This window comes from Exiguobacterium sp. TDN 0502 (assembly GCF_050846835.1).
Lineage (GTDB): Bacteria > Bacillota > Bacilli > Exiguobacteriales > Exiguobacteriaceae > Exiguobacterium_A.
This window is the reverse complement of record NZ_JBOZGJ010000011.1, coordinates 13163-32506: the sequence shown is the minus strand read 5'-3', so window position 1 is coordinate 32506 and position 19344 is coordinate 13163. Positions and strand designations below refer to the sequence as shown.

Here is a 19344-nt window from a genome sequence, read left to right as displayed (position 1 = left end):
TCCTATCATCTGATCCGTTTCGTACTATAATCCATTTAACTTTACCAGTTTCTGTTCCACTCTGCCTGTCTCAGTGTTTACGCTTTCGTGACAGGTAAGAGAATCGTTGCAATCACGCCGCCTTCCGGCTGATTATCGATGAATAGCTTCCCTTCATGTGCTTCGACGAGTTCTCGGCAAATCGATAGTCCGAGCCCTGTGCCACCCTTTCCTTTTTGGACCTGATAGAACTTCTCCGTGACATGACGTAAATGTTCTTTCGGAATCCCAGGTCCTTCGTCACTGAACGAAAGAAATAGCACGCGCTCCGAACGAACGAGTCGAATCGTGATCGTCCCTCCGTTCGGTGAAAAACGGATTGCGTTATCAAGCAAGTTCAAAAATACCTGCTTTAATCGGTTTTCATCGTACAGACCGACGACTTGAGCCGGTAGCTTCTGCACGATCTGAACGTTCTTTTCTTCGAGCTTTTGGCGAAGCTGTGCCGTAACGGTCTCGATGATTTCCGTCAAGTTGACTTCCTGACGGTATAAGACGAGGCGACTCGTCTCGAGTTTCGAGAAATCGAGTAACTGCTCAACGAGCGAAATCAAACGCTCCGTCTCTGAATGAATGATGCCCATCCCAAGCGACGCCTCTTCCGGTAACTGATCCTGTTCGACGAGCAACGTCTCACTCCAGCCTTTGATCGATGTCAGCGGTGTCCGTAACTCATGCGAAATTCCGGAGATGAATTCATCTTTCAACGTCTCCTGTTGTTTGATTTGTTGCCCCATATAATTGATTGTCCGTGCTAGTTCTCCAAGCTCGAACGAATACTCCTCGTCGACCTTGACGTCATAGTGCTGCTTTGCGATTTGGTCCGACGCCCCAATGACTTCCTGAATCGGTCGGACGATCGATGACACAAGACGTGAGGAATAAATGAAGGCAAGTCCCCAAATTACTGTACCCAGCAGGACGATTGCTAAACAAATTTCAATGACACGCCGATCGATTCGTTCAAGCGATGTCGTATAACGAAGGGCTCCTGTCGTTTGACCGAATGAAACGACGGGTTCTGTCACTTCAAGCAGATGTTCGCCCGTCGCCTCGTCGTCGTATCGTTTCGTGACGGTCTGCCCCGCTCTGATCTGATTGACAGCCTCTCGCGTCAACTTTCGTTTTGAGATGAAGCCGGTTGAAGAATACCGCGGCGTACCCGTTGCATCCAGGACTTCAATCTCGGCATCAGGATATGCATAGGAATCGAGGACATCGTGGATCGTTGCTTCCGAGTCCGTATAGTCGTATGCAAGACCACTGTTTGCGAACAAGACGGCACTCGCACTCGCATGACGCTTTAAAACGTCTGTTGCCGTCACGTAATAATAGTTATAGGTCACGAACGAAAGAATCCCGATGACGAGCAGGACCGTCACCGTGATGATCGTCATGAAACGCATCAATATCTGGCGCTTCATTCTTCGTTACGCCACTTGTATCCATGTCCCCATAGTGTCTCAATGAACTTCGGTTCTGCTGGATTTTCTTCGATTTTCTGCCGCAGCCGGCGAATATTGACATCGACGGTTTTACGATCTCCGAAGTAGTTCTCTCCCCAGACAGCGTCGAGCAACTCGTCACGCGACATGACTTGATCCTCGTTTTTGATGAAGTGACACAGTAAATCATATTCCGTCGGCGTCACTTCGACGTCGATTCCTTCTTTTTGGACGCGTTTCGCCCCTAAATCAATCCGGAATGGCCCAGAAACAAGTTCACGCGGTTGTTTTCGACGACGCAATGTTTCGACACGACGCAAGAGTGACTGGATGCGTGCCAACAGTTCTGCCGGACTGAACGGTTTCGCGATATAGTCGTCCGCACCGACGCTTAGTCCCATGACCTTGTCTTCTTCTCGTGTCCGCGCCGTCAACATGATGATGCCGACGACTTCATCCTTCGCCCGCGCCTGTTCACAAACGGCAAAACCATCGATTTCTGGCATCATGATATCAAGCAATAAAATATCGAAAGTCTGTTGATCAAACTGTGCGAGTGCCTCTTTTCCGTTTGCCGCTTCAATGACGTCATAGCCTGCCCGTTTCAAGTTAATGACGATGAAACTGCGAATCGCATGTTCATCTTCAGCTACTAGTATTTTGGTCATTCTTTTTCTCCCCCTGCTTGTTTATTCCACGAGTGTGACACGATTGACGAATGCTTCATAATCCTTTTTCGCGTCAATCACGTATACATAGTCGATACCTTCTTTAATCTTTCGCTTTTGATCACTCGCAATGTATTGATTCTTCGGAATGATCTCCAATTCAAAATCGACCTGCTTCGTTTCCCGATTGATGAATTGGACACGGTTCTCCCGCTTCTCAATCGTTTCCCGTGTCGCCCAATTGGCCGGGAAACGCATGACGAAATTGTATTCCTGATCGATGTACTGTTCTTCCCGCAGTTCGAACCCACTCTCAAGAAACGGTGGATTATCCGATCCATTCCATGTGTAGTACGCTGTGATCCGTGGTTTCGGCTCACCTTCACGCCCTTTACTGCCACCCGGCGTATATTGATGACCAAACTCGACGATGCCGTCCTGGTCGACATCCTTCGGGAATGTATACATCGGTTCGACGATTTCATCGACCTGACCGAAGCGCACCTGTTCCAACGTATCGTTCGCTAGACGGAATAAGGCGGTATGCATTTTAGCATCTCGTGTATAAGAAACGATCAAGCCTTTATTACGCGCGGCGTTGATTGTATCGACCTCGAATAAATCATGTTCTGCAAATAAATCGCCATCTTTCGTCGACAGCGTCGTCACTTGACGCTCCTTCGACAAAATGTTCTTATAATAGATCAATCGAGACGGACTTCCCTTTTGCAGGAGCATCATGTCCCGTTCCTGATCCTGATTCAAATCGGCCACCGATAAACGATCATATTGATCGATTTTCGTGACATCTCGTTGTTTTGATAGTAATCGTTCAATGATATAGAGCGTATTTTCACCATAGCTGGTTAGACCGATGACTAGATGATTTTGTTTCTGTCGTTTGTCCGGAACGACTTCGAGGCGATCAATCGCCCGACCATCCGCAACCGTTTGACGGGCGACAAGTCGCCAGTCTTCCCCCTGCCGTTCATGTACGAGAAGATGGATCATAAATCGACCATCCTGCTCACTGCGATAAAATGTGATGGCCTCATCTTTCCCGTTTTGGTCTAGATCGACGAGTTCATACAAACGTGATACGGCTTGATTCCGTGGCGCGACGATTTCGGCCTGTTTCGGTAAATCCAGGTCAATTCGTTCCTTCAATGATTGTTCCCATGCCGGAAGGGACGGGTGTTCAAGCAAGGAAGCGGGATGCGGAAACATCGTGCTGCATCCTGCAAGTAATAGGCTGGATATGATGATAAAGATATATTTCATAAAGTTGAAATCCTTTCCGTACGGGCTCTGTTTCCACTTTATCATACTCTCTTCGGGGAGAGTATATTGTCGAACGGGGGACAAGTTGTTACGATAAACAGATAATTGAAAGGGGTTTGAATGTATGACGTACAAAATGATTGTCCTTGATTTAGATGATACCTTGTTGACAAGTGACCATACGATTTCACCACGGACGAAAGAGGCATTGCTCGCTGCCCAGCGTCGCGGAAAGAAAGTCGTCCTCGCGAGTGGTCGTCCGACATATGCAATGCTTGATCTTGCGAAAGAACTCGAACTCGCCCGATATGGCAGCTATATCCTGAGCTTCAATGGTGCCTCGATCATCGATTGTAAAACGAACGAGTCACTCTTTCTCAGTACGCTCTCTCCGGAAACCGTGCATCGCCTCTACGATTTAAGCAAACGGGAGGATGTCTACATCCACACATATGTCGGACATGAAATCCTGACGGAGCAACTGAACGACTATACGACGCTTGAAGGAAAATTGACAGGCATGGATGTCATCCCGGTCCAGGACTTTAAAGAAGCCGTTCAAGCCCCTGTCGTCAAATGCTTGATGATGGCGGAAGAAACAAAACTCGCACGCGTCGAACAGACGCTTCAGCAGGAACTTGCCGGTGAACTCGCGGTCGCACGTTCAAAGCCGTTCTTCCTCGAATTCACGGAAGACGGAGTGACAAAAGGAACGAGCCTTGCGCTTCTCTCAGAAAAACTAGGCATCGCGCAAGAAGAAGTCATCGCTTGCGGTGACGGAAACAACGACTTGTCGATGATCGAATGGGCTGGTCTTGGTGTTGCGATGGCCAATGCGGCAGATACCGTCAAAGAAAAAGCGCAGTATATGACAGCTTCTAATGATGAGGATGGAGTAGCTCTTGTCGTCGAAAAATTCATGATGGATGAAGAACCGGCGATTCCGAATCGATGAGCCATAAGCAAAAAGCGTACAAGGGGTTGACTCAAAAGTCAGTTTCCACAAAGATCAGGGTGGCAGAATGATGATCTGCCATCCTGATCTCATAACAAAAAGAATGACGCGTTTCACGCCACTCCGACAGGAAAAAGCGCATTTTTGCGCTGTCAGAGACGAACAAGACCCGCTTTCCTGCTTGAATAAAGCAGGAAAGCGGGCTTGTGTCTCGCCTGAGGAAAGGGCGTGAAAAGACGCGTCATTCTTTTTTGAGTCAGCCTCGTCTACAATCTGAAGCGTTCCTCCTAAGGGAGACACGCTTTTTTAGGACAGACACCAGTCGATTGGTTCGCGTCCCTTCTCCTTTAACCACTCGTTCGTTTGGGAGTACGGTTTACTACCGAAAAAACCACGACTCGCAGACAATGGACTCGGGTGGACCGCTTCCAGTACAAGATGGCGACTCGTATCGATCAGTGCCTTTTTACTCTTCGCATGGTTTCCCCAGAGGATGAAAACGATTGGTTGTTCCTGTGTGCCAAGCACTTCGATGACCCGATCCGTAAAATGTGCCCAGCCCTTTTTCGCGTGTGATCCCGCTTTTCCTTCTTCGACCGTCAGTGACGTATTGAGCAAAAACACCCCTTGCCGTGACCACGACTCTAGATTTCCAGATGTCGGTGCCGGGCAGCCGATATCCGCAACGAGTTCCTTATACATGTTTCGAAGAGAAGGTGGAATCGGGACACCGTCATGAACGGAGAAACTGAGTCCGTTCGCTTGATCGGCACCATGATAAGGATCTTGACCTAAAATGACACAACGAACGTCTTCAGGTGCCACCGCATCAAACGCGTGAAAAATCCGGTCTTTCGGAGGATAAACGGTCGTCGTTTGATAGGCTTCCTTCAGAAATGCCCACAACTCCTGAAAATAGGGTTTTTCCTTTTCTGCTTGTAACACCGTTTGCCAAGATGGATGCATATGAATCCGCTCCTTTTTCAGTCTCAAGTCGCTGTTCGTCCGTCTTGATTCTGCTATGATGGATGATGAGGTGGAAAATGATGATGCAGACAAAACAATTATTCGGACTACCATTCGTCGATGCAACGCCGACGCAATGGTATACCCATATTAAAACAATCTTACACGACCGCGGAAAAGCCTTTCTTGTCACGGCGAATCCAGAGCTCGTATTGCGTGCATTGCGTGAACCTTCCTACGAAGCCATTTTACGGCGGGCGACGTTCATCACCCCCGACGGAATCGGCGTGACAGCTGCTAGCAAGCGGATGGGGGCTCCCCTGACTGCGACGCTTCCAGGTATCGAGACGGCACGTGAACTATTACGGACGGCGGACGCACTCGAGAAGCGGGTCTTTTTGCTCGGTGGACGCCCGGAAGTCATGAAATCGCTGATCCGTCAGTTATCGATTCGTTTTCCAAACATCCGCTTCGTCGGGACGTTTCACGGTTTTGGAAAGACAGAAGAAGCAACGAAAGCTATTACAGAAGCAGACGCTGATCTTGTTCTCGTCGCGCTCGGTGCACCAAAACAGGAAGAATGGATCGCTTCCGTCTATAATCAAGTCGATCACGGCATCTTCATCGGTGTCGGCGGTGCGTTCGACGTTTGGTCCGGACATAGTAAGCGTGCGCCCAAATTATTCCGTCGCCTCAAGTTAGAGTGGTTGTACCGCATCTCGACCCATCCTCGTGGATTCGAGAAACTCAAGGACTTATTACTCTTCCTGACACTCGTGCTTCGCAAAAAATCAACACTCTCTTGAGAGCACACAAAAAGGCTCCCCATGTGCGGGAGCCTTTTTTATACGTATCTTATGCGTTGACAGTCGAGAATGAACGACCGAGTTCTTTCGCTTTTGCGATTGCTGCTTCTTTGATTTCTTCTGCTTTTTCTGGATTCATTGCCATACCTTCGATGAAGAGTGCATCGTAGTCTGTTACACCAGTGAAAGCAAGTGCTTGACGGAGGTAGTCGTCACCGAAGTTAAGACCAGATCCTGTGTAGACGCCGCCTGTCGCTTGGATGTGGAGTGCTTTTTTGCCTTCCATCAAACCTTTAGGACCTTCTGCAGTGTAAGCGAATGTTTTACCTGCAAGAAGAACGCTGTCGATGTACATTTTGAGACGTGCTGGGAAAGAGAAGTTCCACATTGGTGTAACGAAGACATACTCATCTGCTTCCATGTATTGTTCGAGATGTTTTGTCATCGTACCGACTTTTGCGATCTCCACTTCTGTTAATTCTTCGCCTGTTGCGAATTTGCCCCATGCGCTTAATACGTCTGTATCGATTTCTTGAACCGTTTCGTTGTATAGGTCAAGAACTTCTACTTCAGCCGAAGGATTCGCCGCTTTGTAGCTTTCGAGGAATGCTTCACCGACTTGAAGGCTGAAAGAATGTTCTGTAGCTTTCGGGTTAACAGTTACATAAAGTAATTTAGTCATTATTATTTCTCCCTTTTATTTAAAGTAAATTCTGTAACTAAACATACCAACCGTCTTTTCGTTTGTCAATCAGTTTGACTTTCAATTCATAAAAAAAGCCCAAGTCGACGACTTGAGCTTCTCCTATCCTATGAGTGCTACTTCTTACATGTTTTCGAGCGGCGTATAATGTTCGGCTCGTAAACCGATCCGTTTCAACTGATCAATCAACTGTTCCTTCTCAGAAACCGACAAATCCTTGAATAAGTCTGCTAAAAAGGCTTCATGTTTCGGGAATGTTTCTTCCATCAATTCACGTCCAGCTTCCGTTAGGGTTCCAAACGTGACACGACGATCCGTCGCACATGATTTTCGCGCAATCAACCCACGCTTTTCGAGTTTATCGACGACATACGTCACGCTCCCACTCGTTAACAGAATCTTATCACCAATCTGTTGTAAAGGCGTATCCCCTTTGTGGTACAGCAATTCAAGAACTCCGAACTCCGATAAATTCAACTGATGTGTTTTGATGTCTGCCTTCACTTGCTCCGTCACCGCATGCATCGTTCGAGATAGAACAACGAGCATTTTCAATGCCAGCTTCGAGTCTGTCGATTCCATTTTACGTTCGCCCCTCTTTGTATTGTATCGACACAATCATAGACTTCTTTGTCTACCCGGTCAATTATTGCTGAATTTTCCCAGTCGATCCGTTGCTAAAAAATAGTTCTTGCCGTGAAACGCGTTTCATAGCCTATCGTCTTGATATACACTAAAAAGGAGGTAATCATCATGTCGATCCATACTCGGTTAATCCAGCTATTCAAGCGGAATGTCGCTTTCGAATGGGCCATCGAACAATTGCATACACCAGCAGGTTATTATTTATGCCAGCATACGTTGGTCGATCAATATCCTGATTTATCACCTAAAGAGAAGACCCGATTGGTCGCAAAAATCAATGAATTAGCCGAACAGACAGCTCCATTCGCGACGCCCGTCTCGCGACAGGATTGGCGCCGACTCGAACGACGATTATCTCGCACGATGTAATCAAGGAGGGATGCGCGATGACGAACATCCGAGATTTGGCACGCGAAGCAAACGTATCCGTTACGACAGTCTCACGTGTGTTAAATGATCACCCTTATGTGGCGAACGAGAAGCGGCAAGCAGTCCGAGAAGCGATTGAAAAACTCGGATATATCCGTAATCAGACTGCCGTCCATCTATCGACGGGCATGACGAAGACGGTCGGTGTCATGCTTCCATTCGTTGATCATCCGTATTACGCTGCCATTCTCCAGGGCATCGCACAAGCGGCCTTTGACGCAAGTTATCGTTTCCTGACGTGGCAGACGAATTATGTGGAAACGCATGAACAACTGGCACTCGATGCACTGGCTCAACAGGAGATTGACGCACTCATCGTCGTATCACACAGTCTTCCTTTATCAGCAATTTTACCGTACGAACGCTATGGCACCATCGTCTTTTGTGAACATCATGAAGACGTGGTCGCTGTCTATATCGATCACTACACGGCTTTTCAACAGGGACTCGTGCATCTGCGACAACAAGGACACACAAGCATCGGCATCTGTCTCGGTCGTCCTGACAGTACGAATAGTTTAGCGCGTAAACATGCCTATCAAGAAGTCGTCCGGGATGAGTTCGTATATGAGCAGACTCTGACAATCGAAGATGGTGCGGCCGTCGCGAGGCGTTGGATGCAACAAAAACAACGACCGACTGCTATCTTGACCGCCAGTGATCACGTCGCAGCGGGTCTGATCTTGGAACTACGAAAACAAGGCTATCACGTTCCTGGCGATCTCTCTGTCATCGGCTTTGATGGAAGTGAACTTGCTGAAGTCTTAGCGATGACGACGATTGCGATTCCGTACGCCACGATCGGCCGACATGCATTTCAATTAACTGTCCGGGAAGATTTAATCGCTCGCCCACAAATCGAGGTGCCGTCAGCGTTCATTGCTGGAACGACCGTCCTGCCTCATGCCTGAGTCCATATAAAAAAGCGGCGAGTTCATCGATTTGAATTCGCCGCTTCATATTTTTCAGAGCGTTCCTGCTGCCACGTATCGTGAACCCCAGTAGCCGCCACGGAACGATTCTTTGACGACTCTTCCATAATACGAGTTCGCATTGATCATCGTACCGCCATCAACAGCGATTCCAACGTGCTGAATCCCACTTCCATGTGTAAAGAAGACAAGATCGCCAGCGCCAGGTGCTGTTCGTTTCGTTGCTGCATATTGTGCGGATGCCGTACGCGGAAGGGATTTCCCAAGTGCCTGATACACATAACGAGTGAACCCTGAACAATCAAAACTGACCGGACCCGTTGCTCCAAAAACGTATGGGCGTCCCTTTAGTCCTTCCGCAACGGAAACGATCGTTGAGCCAGTCTTACTAAGTCCTTTTGTCGCTTTAGCATTGTAAGCTTTTGTGTATGTAGAAGCAATATAGGCAACTTTTCCTTGGTGGCGGATTTGATACCATGATTTGACTTGCCCCGTGACTGTCGCAGCTTGACCAAGTTTCAATTGTCCAACACGCTTACTTGAGACAGAAGCTTTTGCTCGCACATTCAAAACATCCACTGAAACAACAACTTTTTTGCTTGTTGCGGCTTGTGTTGATGCCGGAACGATCGTCCAACTACTGATTAGCAACGCTACAGTTAATAAAACACGGGTGACAGCTTTCATGCGTTCATTCTCCTTTTATGTATAAACGATTTTTGAATTGTCAGATAATTTATGTTTTTATCCTATCATTTTCGGATTTCTGATCGTGTTACAGTTCCTTAACACGATTCTTTCATCGTAATATTTTTGTAACAAAATAAAACGACAGGTTGTGAAATGGCGTCATACTGCCCTTTTCACTTACCTGTCGTTTTTAAGGTTTCAATCGTTTTTTAAGAATCAATTGACTTCTTTTTACGGAATCGTGCTAAGAATTCATAGACAATCGGAACGATGAGGAGCGTCAGTAATGTCGAACTCGTAAGTCCACCGATGACGGTCACGCCTAATCCTTTTGAAATCAATGCGCCGCCTTCGAGTCCAAGAGCGAGTGGTGCCAAGGCACCGATTGTCGCAAGAGCTGTCATCAAGATTGGACGTAAACGTGTCCCTGCCGCATCGAGTAGTGCTTCACGCGTCGATAAACCTTCCGCTTCTTTATGAATGACACGGTCGATCAAGACGATCGCATTCGTCACAACGATTCCGATCAACATCAAGGCCCCGATCAAGGAAGATACCGAAATCGTTTCACCCGTAATCAAGAGAGCGACGAGTCCACCGATGATAGCGAACGGAAGTGAGAACAAGATGACAAGCGGTGTCAACGCTCCACCGAACGTAATCACGAGAACAAGATAGACGATTGCAACAGCCGCTGCCATCGCTAGACCAAGTTGTGTGAACGATTCTTGGATCTGCTCCGTGACGCCACCTTGCTCGTACGAGACACCCGTCGGACGATCGATGTTCTTCACTGATTTTTCGATTGCTTGAGACGCTTCCGTCGCTTTGTCCGTTTTCAGTTCCGCTGTTACGGTAGCGACGAGTTTGCCATCACGCTCTTTCAATGAGTCTGGCGTCGTCCCTTTTTGAACCGTCACGAAATCGGATAGTTTTCGGACACCCAGCGGAGTCACGACATCCGTTTTCTCGAGATCCGTGATGGAATCATATGTCGTTTGTTCGTTCGGTACGATGACATCGAGTTCCTTCCCATCTACTTTTATAGTAGAAAGTGGCTTTTCCTCTCCTTGGACGTTTGCAATTCCTTGAGCGAGTTGCGCTGTTGAGACACCAAATTCTGCTGCCTTTTTCTGGTCCACTTCAAACGTGTATTGCGTATAAGCTTCTTTTAAATCTGTCGTTACTTTTCGAACATACTTCGTTTCACCTTCAATGGCATCTACGAATTTCGGTGTTATGTTCTCTAAATCTTCGATGTTGTTCGCGAAGATTGAATACGAGACGCCTGACGAAGCAGCACCACCGCTAAAGTCCTGTTCTTTCCATTCCCCTGTCGGAATATCGGCATTCAACTGCTTGATCGCTGTCTGTTTAACATCCGCGAAATCTTCTGTGTCCGGATCATATTGGACGATGAAGACACCTTGTTTCGTATTCCCCGGATTCAGCGGATTTTCTCCACCGACCGTGAACTGCAGGTTGTCGATATTTTTTTGTGTGTCGAAGTACGCTTCAGCCTGATCTGCTGCTTTTAATGAATCATCAAGCGTTTGACCTGGTTTTGGGTTGTACGTGACGTAGAGTGTCTTTTCGCCTTCTTGATTCAAGAAGTTGACACCAATCGTCGGTACGAGTGCAAAACTTCCAATCAATAATAAAACGGCGAGACCAAAGACGACGAGCTTATGGTTAAGAGACCAATTGAGCACCCGACGATACCCATTTGCCAGTTTTCCGCCTTCTTCTTTTTCCGGCTTTGGTGCCTTACCGCGCTTAAAGAGAGAATCCGCGAACATCGGAACGACCGTTACTGCTACGATTAAGGACGCAAACAGTGCAAAGACGACTGTCAGAGCGAACGGTAAGAATAGTTCTCCGACGAATCCAGTGACGAATCCGAGCGGCAAGAAGACAGCAATCGTAACAACCGTTGATGAAGCGATTGGAATGAATACCTCTCGTGTTGCACTGATGATCAGTTCTTTTCCTTTTAATTTTTCTGTCGGATCTGTCAAACGACGATAAATATTTTCGATGACGACGATCGAATCATCGACGACTCGACCGATCGCAACCGTCATGGCTCCAAGCGTCATGATATTCAAAGAAATATCCATCTGCTTCAGCACAAGAATCGCCATCAAAAGGGACAATGGAATTGAAATGACGGCAATGATCGTTGACTTGATGTTTCGTAGGAACAGCAAGATGATGACGATGGCAAATAGCGCACCAATCAATGCTTTACTAATCATTGTCGAAACGGAGTCCTCGATCGGCTTTCCTTGGTCGAGTGTGATCGACGCATTGACCGATCCATTTTCTTTTTCGAAGTCTTTGATTGTCTGCTTCACTGCATTGACGACATCCACGGTGTTGGCATCTTGTGACTTCGTGACTTGAATCCCGATCGACCGTTCACCATTTGAGCGCGAGATCGATTCCTCGATTCCTTTATCCTCAATCGTTGCGACTTGTGATAACGTGACAGTCGGTACTTGTGTCGGCGCTTGTGTGGCTTGACCAAACGCAGTGCCCGTCGACGGTGATGTTTGTGATGTTGCTTGTCCTGCTTGTCCTGCTTGTCCTGCTTGTCCTACTTGTCCTGCTTGTCCTGCTTCAGGAGTATTCGCTGCAGGCGGTGTATAGGGAAGACGGAGATTTTTTAATTCCTTAACGGTCGTCGCTTTTCCATCCAGTACGATCGCTTGTTCCTTATCCCCTAATTCGTACAACCCAAGCGCTAAGCGTGAATCATTGGCTTGAATCAATTTTTTAGCATCATCTTCTGTTAGACCGTACCGTTCCAGTTTTTTCTCATCGAATCGGATCTCAATCCGGCGAATCTCTTGACCCGCGACTTGAACCGTCTGAGCCCCTTCGATCCCCTCAAGTTTTGGTTGGAGTTCGTTTTCAACGAGTTTCGTTAACTCGGATAGGGAACGTTCCTTGTCTGAGACAGCAAAACCGATGACCGGAAAGGCATCAAAGGAAATCCGTGACACTTGAGGCTCCTGGACACCCTCTGGTAACTCTATGTTTGAAAGAGCTTCTTTTACTTTTTGCTCTGCTTCTTCCATATCCGTACTGAAGTTGTAATCAATTTGTAAGTTCGATGCATTTTGGAAGGACGTCGAACGTACAGTATCGACTCCCGGTAAATTTTCGACCTTACTTTCAAGTTCTCGGCTAACTTCATCTAGCACCTGTTCTGGTGTAGCACCTGGATAAATCGTCGTCACCGACACAGTCGGTGTCGTGATATCTGGCAACGTCTCAAGTTTCATCGATGTTCCCGCATAAATACCGGCAACCGTGATGATGATCGTCATGAGCCAGAGGGCAAACTTATTGTTCACCGAAAACTGGATGATTTTTTTCATCGTATGGTTCTCCTTCACTCTTCAATTTGTTTGTCTAGTCGTCGTGCCCGTTCCATTAATTTCTGAATCAATCGGTGGCGCACATCTTGCGACGGTGCCCCGAACTGAAAATGCTCCGACAGTTTTAAGCCGTCTAATGTAAAGCGGATTGCTAATACCTCAACAGGATCCATCTGTTCTGTCAGTTGATGAAAGAACTGCTCCGCTTGTCGCTTTCGTTCCTCGACGAACGTCGCCTGATCCTTAAGCAATGATAATAAGTACAGGAGCGCATCCATATCGAGATGGAACTCTTCTTGCTGCTCGATTTGTAACGTAACAAATGCCTCCATCGGTCCCATCGTCAACTGATGCTGTTCATATAGTTCAAGTTGACGCGTTTCCTGTGCTTCGATGACACCCATGAGTAACGCTTCTTTTGAAGCAAAATGATATAAAAGTCCACCTTTTGACACCTTTGCTTGTTTCGCTACTTCTTCAAGCGTCAATTGAGTGAATCCCTGTTGCAAAATGATCGTCGTTGTTGCCTCAAGAATCCGCCGACGTGTCTCTTGCGCTTTTGCACTGGCCAAAAGTCTCCCCCTTTCTTTTTACTGTACCGTCTGGACGGTTTCTTTTTACAGTGTACGGATTTTGATTTTGAGATGCAATCGCTTTGCTTATGTTTCACGTGAAACTTCCGTGAACAAAAAGGGGCTGACTCAAAAGTCAGTTTCTACACAGATAAGGGTGGCAGAATGATGATCTGCCACCCTTATCTCGTAAAAAAGAATGACGCATTACACGCCACTCCTACAGGAAAAAGCGCATTTTTGCGCTGTCAGAGACATACAAGACCCGCTTTCCTGCTTGAACGAAGCAGGAAAACTGGCTTGTTTCTCGCCTGAGGAAAGGGCGTGAAAAGACGAGTCATTCTTTTTTGAGTCAACCCCTTATGAATCATTCGTCTGCTTCTCGTGCACTTTCGCGTAACGCTGCTTGCATCGTTTCAAAGAGTTGATGTGCTCGTAGCACCTGAACCCCACGATCCGTCGGTCCACCAGGCGCCGCTACATCGGCGATGAGTCGATCGGTACTCTCATCAGACTGCATCAGAATTTCAGCTGAACCTTTCATCGCTTGGGCGACGATCCGCCGCGCATTCCCTGCTTCAAAACCAGCATCGACTAAGACAGGCACCATTCCTGCGACGATTTCATAGAAGAAAGCAGGACTGCATCCGGCCGCTGCCATGAAAGCAGGCATCGTTGATTCATTGGCTTCTGCGATTTCTCCGACTCGTTCAAATAATGCCTCGACTATACTTCGTTCCTCTTCGCCGACGTGTGAGCCGAACCATAGTCCAGTCATCCCTAAACGATGTGCTACCGGTGTATTGGGCATCGCAGCAATTGTCGGACGACCTATTACCTGTTCAATTTCGTCTGGTGTAATATGTGCAGCGATCGACACGATCGTTTGATTCGTCCATTGTTGGTTTGCAACGTAATCCAGTACGCCGTCGGGTTGCATACCGAGTATGACGAGGTCGTACAAGGTGACATCTTCCTGCTCGATTGTTTGAACACCGTGGCGCATTGCAACTTCCGTCAAGCGTGTTCCACCACTCCGATTCGTCATCGTGATATCTTCTTGTGCAAATCCAGAAGCGACCCATCCTTTTACGAGCGACTCACTCATCGCGCCGGCTCCTACTACTAATAATTTCATCGTCTATCCTTCCCTTCCCTTAAAAAAAAGACCAGTCATGACTGGTCTTGTGCGGGTCCATTATACACGAATGGCTAAATCTTCGACAGCAACGACTCGAAGTCCCTTTTCGTCGAGTTTCTTCACGATTTTATTCTTCGTCTTTTCATCACAATCCGTTGGTAACGTAATCAACACGCGACGCATGACGCTACTTTTCGCATCAAGTGTCATCAGACTAGCTACCGTCGAATACTTGTTGATGACCTTCGCAATCTTCTCAAGTGCCCCTTTTTGTTCGCTTAAGGCTACTGTCAGGACATAGCTGCCAGAATCACGATTCCATGCCTCTTCAAGCATGCCGAGCATCTTTCCGTGCGGCAGGATGCCAAAGAAATGACCATCATCATTTAAGACGGCAATATACGGTAATTCCTTGATTGAGAAGAAGACTTCAAAGAAATTACTTCCTGTATAGATGAATTTAGATGTATTCTTGATCAGCGACATGACGTTGTCGTCTAGACTGCCGCCATTCATCCCGTGACGATAGATATGCATCTTATAGATATTCCCTTTAAAACCTTGTCCCGTCTGATCAAGGACAGGGACACATCGATAACCGGTCTTTTCAAGCGTATCGAGCGCTTCCCGAATCGTGGCTGTCTCCGAAATCGTGACACATTGATGTTTCGGGATACATAAACTTTGAACGAGCATAATAAAATCCTCCTCTTTTCCTATTCACGCAGACTTAATCTTAACATTCGATTTTCGTGCGTCATATCCTCTTTTCCCACTTATACTGCCCTATCACGCTTACAAGCAAAGGGTAATCCAATTAAATTCAATAAAATACAACTTAAATTTCCATTGTCAGACAATTTGTTAATTCTTCAATCCCTTTCATATTAAGATTTATTAAGATTTCGTAAAGACGCTTCATAAATGTATTCTTTTACAATACCGTCTGCTACAATCGAATTCGTGAAGTTACTTCACTATTCTATTCTTGTTCTTAATATGGAGGCAGAAGAAATGTTTAGTAAAAAACAAGATCCATTCGCAGTCAAATTATCCGAAATCGCAGGACACTTAAAAACGACTTCGCAATTCTTCGTTGATTTCAAAATCAACGGCATCGCGGATGTAAAAGAATTTGCCCATAAAGTAAAAGACTTCGAGACAGCTGGTGACGATTTGATGCACCAATTGATCATCGATTTGAACAATGCGTTCATTACACCAATCGACCGTGAAGACTTACTTGCACTCGCAAACGCACTTGATGACGTCTTAGACGGCTTCGAAGAATGTTCCGCTATTTTCGAAATCTACAACATCGTTCAAGCAGATGAGCACATGATCAAATTCGTCGATGAAATCAACATCGCCGTTTCAGAACTCGCGATGGCAATGGATCTTCTTGTTGCCCGTAAATTACAGCCGATGCGTGAACACGTCATCAAAATCAAAGAACAAGAGACGATTTGTGACAACCTACGTCGTAAATCGATCAAAGCATTGTTCGCAACAGAAACAGACCCGATTAAAATCATTCAATATAAAGAAATCTATGAATCGCTCGAATCAATCGCGGACTACTGCCAGGATGCAGCTAACGTCATTGAAACGATCATCATGAAAAACGCTTAAGTGAGGAGCTAACGAGATGGATAGCCTGTTTATCATCACCGCCATAATCGTGATTCTTGCACTTAGCTTCGACTTCATCAACGGTTTCCACGATACAGCGAACTCGATTGCGACTTCGGTGTCGACTCGTGCTTTGAAACCACGTCATGCCATCATCATGGCAGCATCGATGAACTTCCTAGGTGCGATCACATTCACTGGGGTCGCAAAAACGATCTCAGGTGATATCGTCGACCCGTCAAAACTCGAACACGGCAGCTATGTCGTCATCGCTGCCTTGATTTCCGCGATTGCTTGGAACCTCTTGACTTGGTACTTCGGTATTCCGTCAAGTTCGTCACATACATTGATCGGTTCGATTGCCGGTGCTGCTGTTGCATCAGTAGGATTCGGTGGCATTGAAGTCAAAGGATTCTTGAAGATCGTGCAAGCTTTAATCTTCTCACCAATTCTTGCCTTCACCCTTGGGTTTATCGTGTATGCAATCTTTAAGATCATCTTTAAGAAAGGGAACTTGGCGAAAACGAATCGTCGCTTCCGTCACGTTCAAATCGCAACTGCCGCTTTACAATCGTATACACATGGTACGAATGATGCGCAAAAAGCGATGGGGATCATTACACTCGCCTTGATTTCGTCTGGTTTCCAAACGGATCATGAAGTTGCCACTTGGGTTAAACTTTCCTGTGCGATCGCAATGGGTCTCGGAACATCCGTTGGTGGATGGCGCATCATCAAAACGGTCGGTGGTCAAATCATGAAGATTCGTCCAGTCAACGGGGTTGCAGCTGACTTAACATCTGCAGCGATCATCTTTGGGGCGACAGCGATTCACCTACCGGTTTCGACGACACACGTCATCTCTTCTGCCATCTTGGGTGTAGGTACATCGCACCGTAAGAAAGGCGTAAAGTGGGGAACGGCACAACGTATGCTGATCACGTGGGTCATCACATTGCCGATTTCGATGGCTTTTGCTGCCCTGATCTATTACATTCTTGATTTCTTATTCATTAAATAATGACATCCCCGCCTACACTTGAGTAGGTGGGATTTTGTATACGTCAGAAGCGTCGACAGTTGTTGTTTTTCCCATAATTCGCTATGATGAAGAACAAGAGGAATTGTCTATTTCTTTAGGAGGAATGCCCCATGACAAAACGTAAAGCCTTAACGATTGCTGGTTCCGACACGAGTGGTGGAGCTGGTATTCAAGCTGACCTAAAAACATTCCAAGAACTCGGTGTCTATGGAATGAATGCCTTGACGGTCATCGTCGCTCAAGACCCTGATCACTCTTGGCACCATGCGGTTTACCCAATCGACACAGAACTCGTCCGGACACAAATCCACACGGTCCTCGGAGGTATTGGTGTTGATGCGATGAAGACGGGAATGCTCCCGACTGTCGAAATCATTGAAGCCGTTGCTGAAAAAATCAAATCGTCCGGCGTCCAAAACGTCGTCATCGATCCTGTCATGGTCTGTAAAGGCGAAGACGAGGTCCTGAATCCGGATACAGCGAATGCGCTTCGTGATGTCCTGACACCGCTCGCGACAGTCGTCACACCGAATGTCTTTGAAGCAGGACAACTGTCAGGTCTCGGTAAAACGCCGACAACAATTGACGAGATGAAACTTGCAGCAGCACGTATTCACGAAAAAGGTGCACAATACGTTCTTGTCAAAGGTGGCAGTAAGATTGATCATCCACAAGCAGTTGACGTGCTTTATGATGGAAAAGAGTTTATCCTGATTGAGGACGAACGAATCGAGACACCGTACACGCACGGTGCCGGCTGCACGTATTCTGCAGCAATCACGGCCGAACTCGCAAAAGGTGCATCGGTAGAAGCTGCTGTCCGTACAGCAAAATCTTTCATCACTTCCGCGATTCGTCATTCATTCCGTTTGAATGAATACGTCGGACCAACTGATCACGCTGCACATCGTACAGTCCAGTCTTGATCCGCTTAAGAAGTCCGCGATATCCGCGGACTTCTTTCTGTATAGGAGAGGAGAATTGTTCATGCAAGCCATTGATTTACAAGAGATACAGCGTTATATCGACGAACATGCGCATACACCGTTATATGTACACGTCGAGACGACGAACGGGGCCTACGCGACACACCAAGATCCGACTTTCCATAGCGCAGGGATGTTTTTCCGTAATGCGGAAATCACATATGAACGCGGTCTGATCACAGGAAACGGACCTTACCGGATCGGTTTGAAGCTAGCACATGGTTGGTTATATGGTGAGGGCTTGACCGACTTCGAATTCGTCGGTGATCAATTATTGATTGCAGGACATGATGTCGAAGGGCGTCTTGCGATTGCTTTTGAACTCAGCCCGACACCATTCGCCCAAGGTGCAGAGGAGGTAGACGCATGACACACGAAGATCATTTACTCGTCGTCTTCCCTCACCCGGATGACGAAGCGTTCAGTTCTGCCGGAACGATCATCGAGCACGCGGAAAATCGTGGTCCTGTCACATATGCTTGTCTGACACTCGGTGAAATGGGCCGCAACATGGGACGCCCTGTCTTTACGAACCGGGAACAGCTCGCGACGATTCGCAAGCGTGAACTGATCGATGCAGCTGAAAAAATGAAAATCTCGGATCTCCAAATGTGGGGACTTCGCGATAAGACCGTTGAATTCGAGGATGAAGCGGCGCTTGCCGACCGGATCCTTGCCTTGATTCAACAGACACGACCAACTCGTTTGATTTCATTTTATCCGGGTTACGCGGTCCACCCTGACCATGAAGCGACAGCTCGTGCCGTCGTTCGGGCACTCCGGATGATGGACCCTGCCGATCGCCCTGAGTTCCTTGCGGTCGCTTTTGCGAACAACACGAAAGCAGAACTTGGAGAAGGGACGTTCATCCATGATGTCAGTGCTTATACGGAGCAAAAGATCAAGGCACTCGAAGCACACGCTTCACAAACAGGTGGTCTGATGAAAGTCATCTCGGAAGACTCGAACATTCGTGACCTGCTCGTCAAAGAACGTTATTACCACTATCCGCTCTAATCTTCTATT

The 19344-nt window shown here is 47.1% G+C and carries 20 protein-coding genes; 9 read left to right on the top strand and 11 right to left on the bottom strand.

What is annotated here, in order from left to right:
• Positions 1-77: 77 nt before the first annotated feature.
• Genes ACRPK8_RS11885 through ACRPK8_RS11875 form a run of 3 tightly spaced genes read right to left on the bottom strand, consistent with a single transcriptional unit; the run spans position 78 to position 3433 of the window.
• The gene (locus tag ACRPK8_RS11885; protein ID WP_432238398.1) at positions 78-1436 is read right to left on the bottom strand and encodes a sensor histidine kinase; all 1359 of its coding nucleotides are present in this window, start codon (positions 1434-1436) and stop codon (positions 78-80) included.
• A gap of 23 nt (positions 1437-1459) precedes the next feature.
• On the bottom strand, positions 1460-2152 hold the full coding sequence (locus tag ACRPK8_RS11880) for a response regulator transcription factor (protein ID WP_432238397.1): 693 nt from the start codon (positions 2150-2152) through the stop codon (positions 1460-1462).
• 21 nt (positions 2153-2173) lie between these two features.
• Positions 2174-3433 (bottom strand): hypothetical protein, encoded by a 1260-nt coding sequence (locus ACRPK8_RS11875; RefSeq protein ID WP_432238396.1) that lies wholly within the window; start codon positions 3431-3433, stop codon positions 2174-2176.
• A 124-nt stretch (positions 3434-3557) separates the two neighbouring features.
• On the opposite strand from ACRPK8_RS11875, the gene ACRPK8_RS11870 reads away from it, so the two are divergent.
• Positions 3558-4388: a Cof-type HAD-IIB family hydrolase gene (locus tag ACRPK8_RS11870; RefSeq protein ID WP_432238395.1), complete on the top strand. Its 831-nt coding sequence runs from the start codon at positions 3558-3560 to the stop codon at positions 4386-4388.
• A gap of 306 nt (positions 4389-4694) precedes the next feature.
• Here the strand turns inward: ACRPK8_RS11870 and ung are convergent, their stop codons facing one another.
• Positions 4695-5354: a uracil-DNA glycosylase gene (ung, locus tag ACRPK8_RS11865; protein ID WP_432238394.1), complete on the bottom strand. Its 660-nt coding sequence runs from the start codon at positions 5352-5354 to the stop codon at positions 4695-4697.
• Positions 5355-5437: 83 nt separating this feature from the next.
• Here ung and ACRPK8_RS11860 point away from each other — a divergent pair, with 83 nt between their 5' ends.
• Positions 5438-6160 (top strand): WecB/TagA/CpsF family glycosyltransferase, encoded by a 723-nt coding sequence (locus tag ACRPK8_RS11860; RefSeq protein ID WP_432238393.1) that lies wholly within the window; start codon positions 5438-5440, stop codon positions 6158-6160.
• Between the two features lie 49 nt (positions 6161-6209).
• On the opposite strand, the gene ACRPK8_RS11855 is transcribed toward ACRPK8_RS11860, so the two are convergent.
• Together ACRPK8_RS11855 and ACRPK8_RS11850 are read right to left on the bottom strand one after the other, a co-directional pair.
• Positions 6210-6842, bottom strand: a complete 633-nt coding sequence (locus ACRPK8_RS11855) for an NAD(P)H-dependent oxidoreductase (protein WP_023469709.1) — start codon at positions 6840-6842, stop codon at positions 6210-6212.
• Positions 6843-6986: 144 nt separating this feature from the next.
• The gene (locus tag ACRPK8_RS11850; RefSeq protein WP_432238392.1) at positions 6987-7445 is read right to left on the bottom strand and encodes a MarR family winged helix-turn-helix transcriptional regulator; all 459 of its coding nucleotides are present in this window, start codon (positions 7443-7445) and stop codon (positions 6987-6989) included.
• Positions 7446-7616: 171 nt separating this feature from the next.
• On the opposite strand from ACRPK8_RS11850, the gene ACRPK8_RS11845 reads away from it, so the two are divergent.
• Both ACRPK8_RS11845 and ACRPK8_RS11840 read left to right on the top strand, forming a co-directional pair.
• Complete coding sequence (locus ACRPK8_RS11845) at positions 7617-7877, top strand: hypothetical protein (RefSeq protein WP_432238391.1); 261 nt, start codon at positions 7617-7619, stop codon at positions 7875-7877.
• Between the two features lie 17 nt (positions 7878-7894).
• Complete coding sequence (locus ACRPK8_RS11840) at positions 7895-8848, top strand: LacI family DNA-binding transcriptional regulator (protein WP_432238390.1); 954 nt, start codon at positions 7895-7897, stop codon at positions 8846-8848.
• Positions 8849-8902: 54 nt separating this feature from the next.
• Here the strand turns inward: ACRPK8_RS11840 and ACRPK8_RS11835 are convergent, their stop codons facing one another.
• The 5 genes from ACRPK8_RS11835 to cbpA form a co-directional block, all read right to left on the bottom strand.
• The gene (locus tag ACRPK8_RS11835; RefSeq protein ID WP_432238389.1) at positions 8903-9556 is read right to left on the bottom strand and encodes a C40 family peptidase; all 654 of its coding nucleotides are present in this window, start codon (positions 9554-9556) and stop codon (positions 8903-8905) included.
• 212 nt (positions 9557-9768) lie between these two features.
• Positions 9769-12945: an efflux RND transporter permease subunit gene (locus ACRPK8_RS11830; protein WP_432238388.1), complete on the bottom strand. Its 3177-nt coding sequence runs from the start codon at positions 12943-12945 to the stop codon at positions 9769-9771.
• Positions 12946-12959: 14 nt separating this feature from the next.
• Positions 12960-13517: a TetR/AcrR family transcriptional regulator gene (locus ACRPK8_RS11825; RefSeq protein ID WP_432238387.1), complete on the bottom strand. Its 558-nt coding sequence runs from the start codon at positions 13515-13517 to the stop codon at positions 12960-12962.
• Positions 13518-13884: 367 nt separating this feature from the next.
• A complete protein-coding gene (locus ACRPK8_RS11820; RefSeq protein ID WP_432238386.1) occupies positions 13885-14655 on the bottom strand; it encodes a pyrroline-5-carboxylate reductase family protein in 771 nt (256 codons plus the stop codon).
• 60 nt (positions 14656-14715) lie between these two features.
• The gene (gene cbpA / locus ACRPK8_RS11815) at positions 14716-15354 is read right to left on the bottom strand and encodes a cyclic di-AMP binding protein CbpA (RefSeq protein ID WP_432238385.1); all 639 of its coding nucleotides are present in this window, start codon (positions 15352-15354) and stop codon (positions 14716-14718) included.
• A gap of 318 nt (positions 15355-15672) precedes the next feature.
• On the opposite strand from cbpA, the gene ACRPK8_RS11810 reads away from it, so the two are divergent.
• The 5 genes from ACRPK8_RS11810 (at position 15673) to bshB2 (ending at position 19335) form a co-directional block, all read left to right on the top strand.
• Positions 15673-16290: a DUF47 domain-containing protein gene (locus ACRPK8_RS11810; protein WP_053452091.1), complete on the top strand. Its 618-nt coding sequence runs from the start codon at positions 15673-15675 to the stop codon at positions 16288-16290.
• Positions 16291-16306: 16 nt separating this feature from the next.
• Entirely contained in the window at positions 16307-17311 is a 1005-nt protein-coding gene (locus ACRPK8_RS11805; RefSeq protein ID WP_432238384.1) for an inorganic phosphate transporter, read from the top strand.
• A 131-nt stretch (positions 17312-17442) separates the two neighbouring features.
• Positions 17443-18258: a pyridoxine/pyridoxal/pyridoxamine kinase gene (pdxK, locus tag ACRPK8_RS11800; protein WP_432238383.1), complete on the top strand. Its 816-nt coding sequence runs from the start codon at positions 17443-17445 to the stop codon at positions 18256-18258.
• A 61-nt stretch (positions 18259-18319) separates the two neighbouring features.
• Entirely contained in the window at positions 18320-18688 is a 369-nt protein-coding gene (locus ACRPK8_RS11795; protein WP_432238382.1) for a YojF family protein, read from the top strand.
• Positions 18685-19335: a bacillithiol biosynthesis deacetylase BshB2 gene (gene bshB2 / locus ACRPK8_RS11790; RefSeq protein WP_432238381.1), complete on the top strand. Its 651-nt coding sequence runs from the start codon at positions 18685-18687 to the stop codon at positions 19333-19335. The genes ACRPK8_RS11795 and bshB2 overlap by 4 nt, the downstream gene beginning before the upstream one ends.
• Positions 19336-19344: the final 9 nt, after the last annotated feature.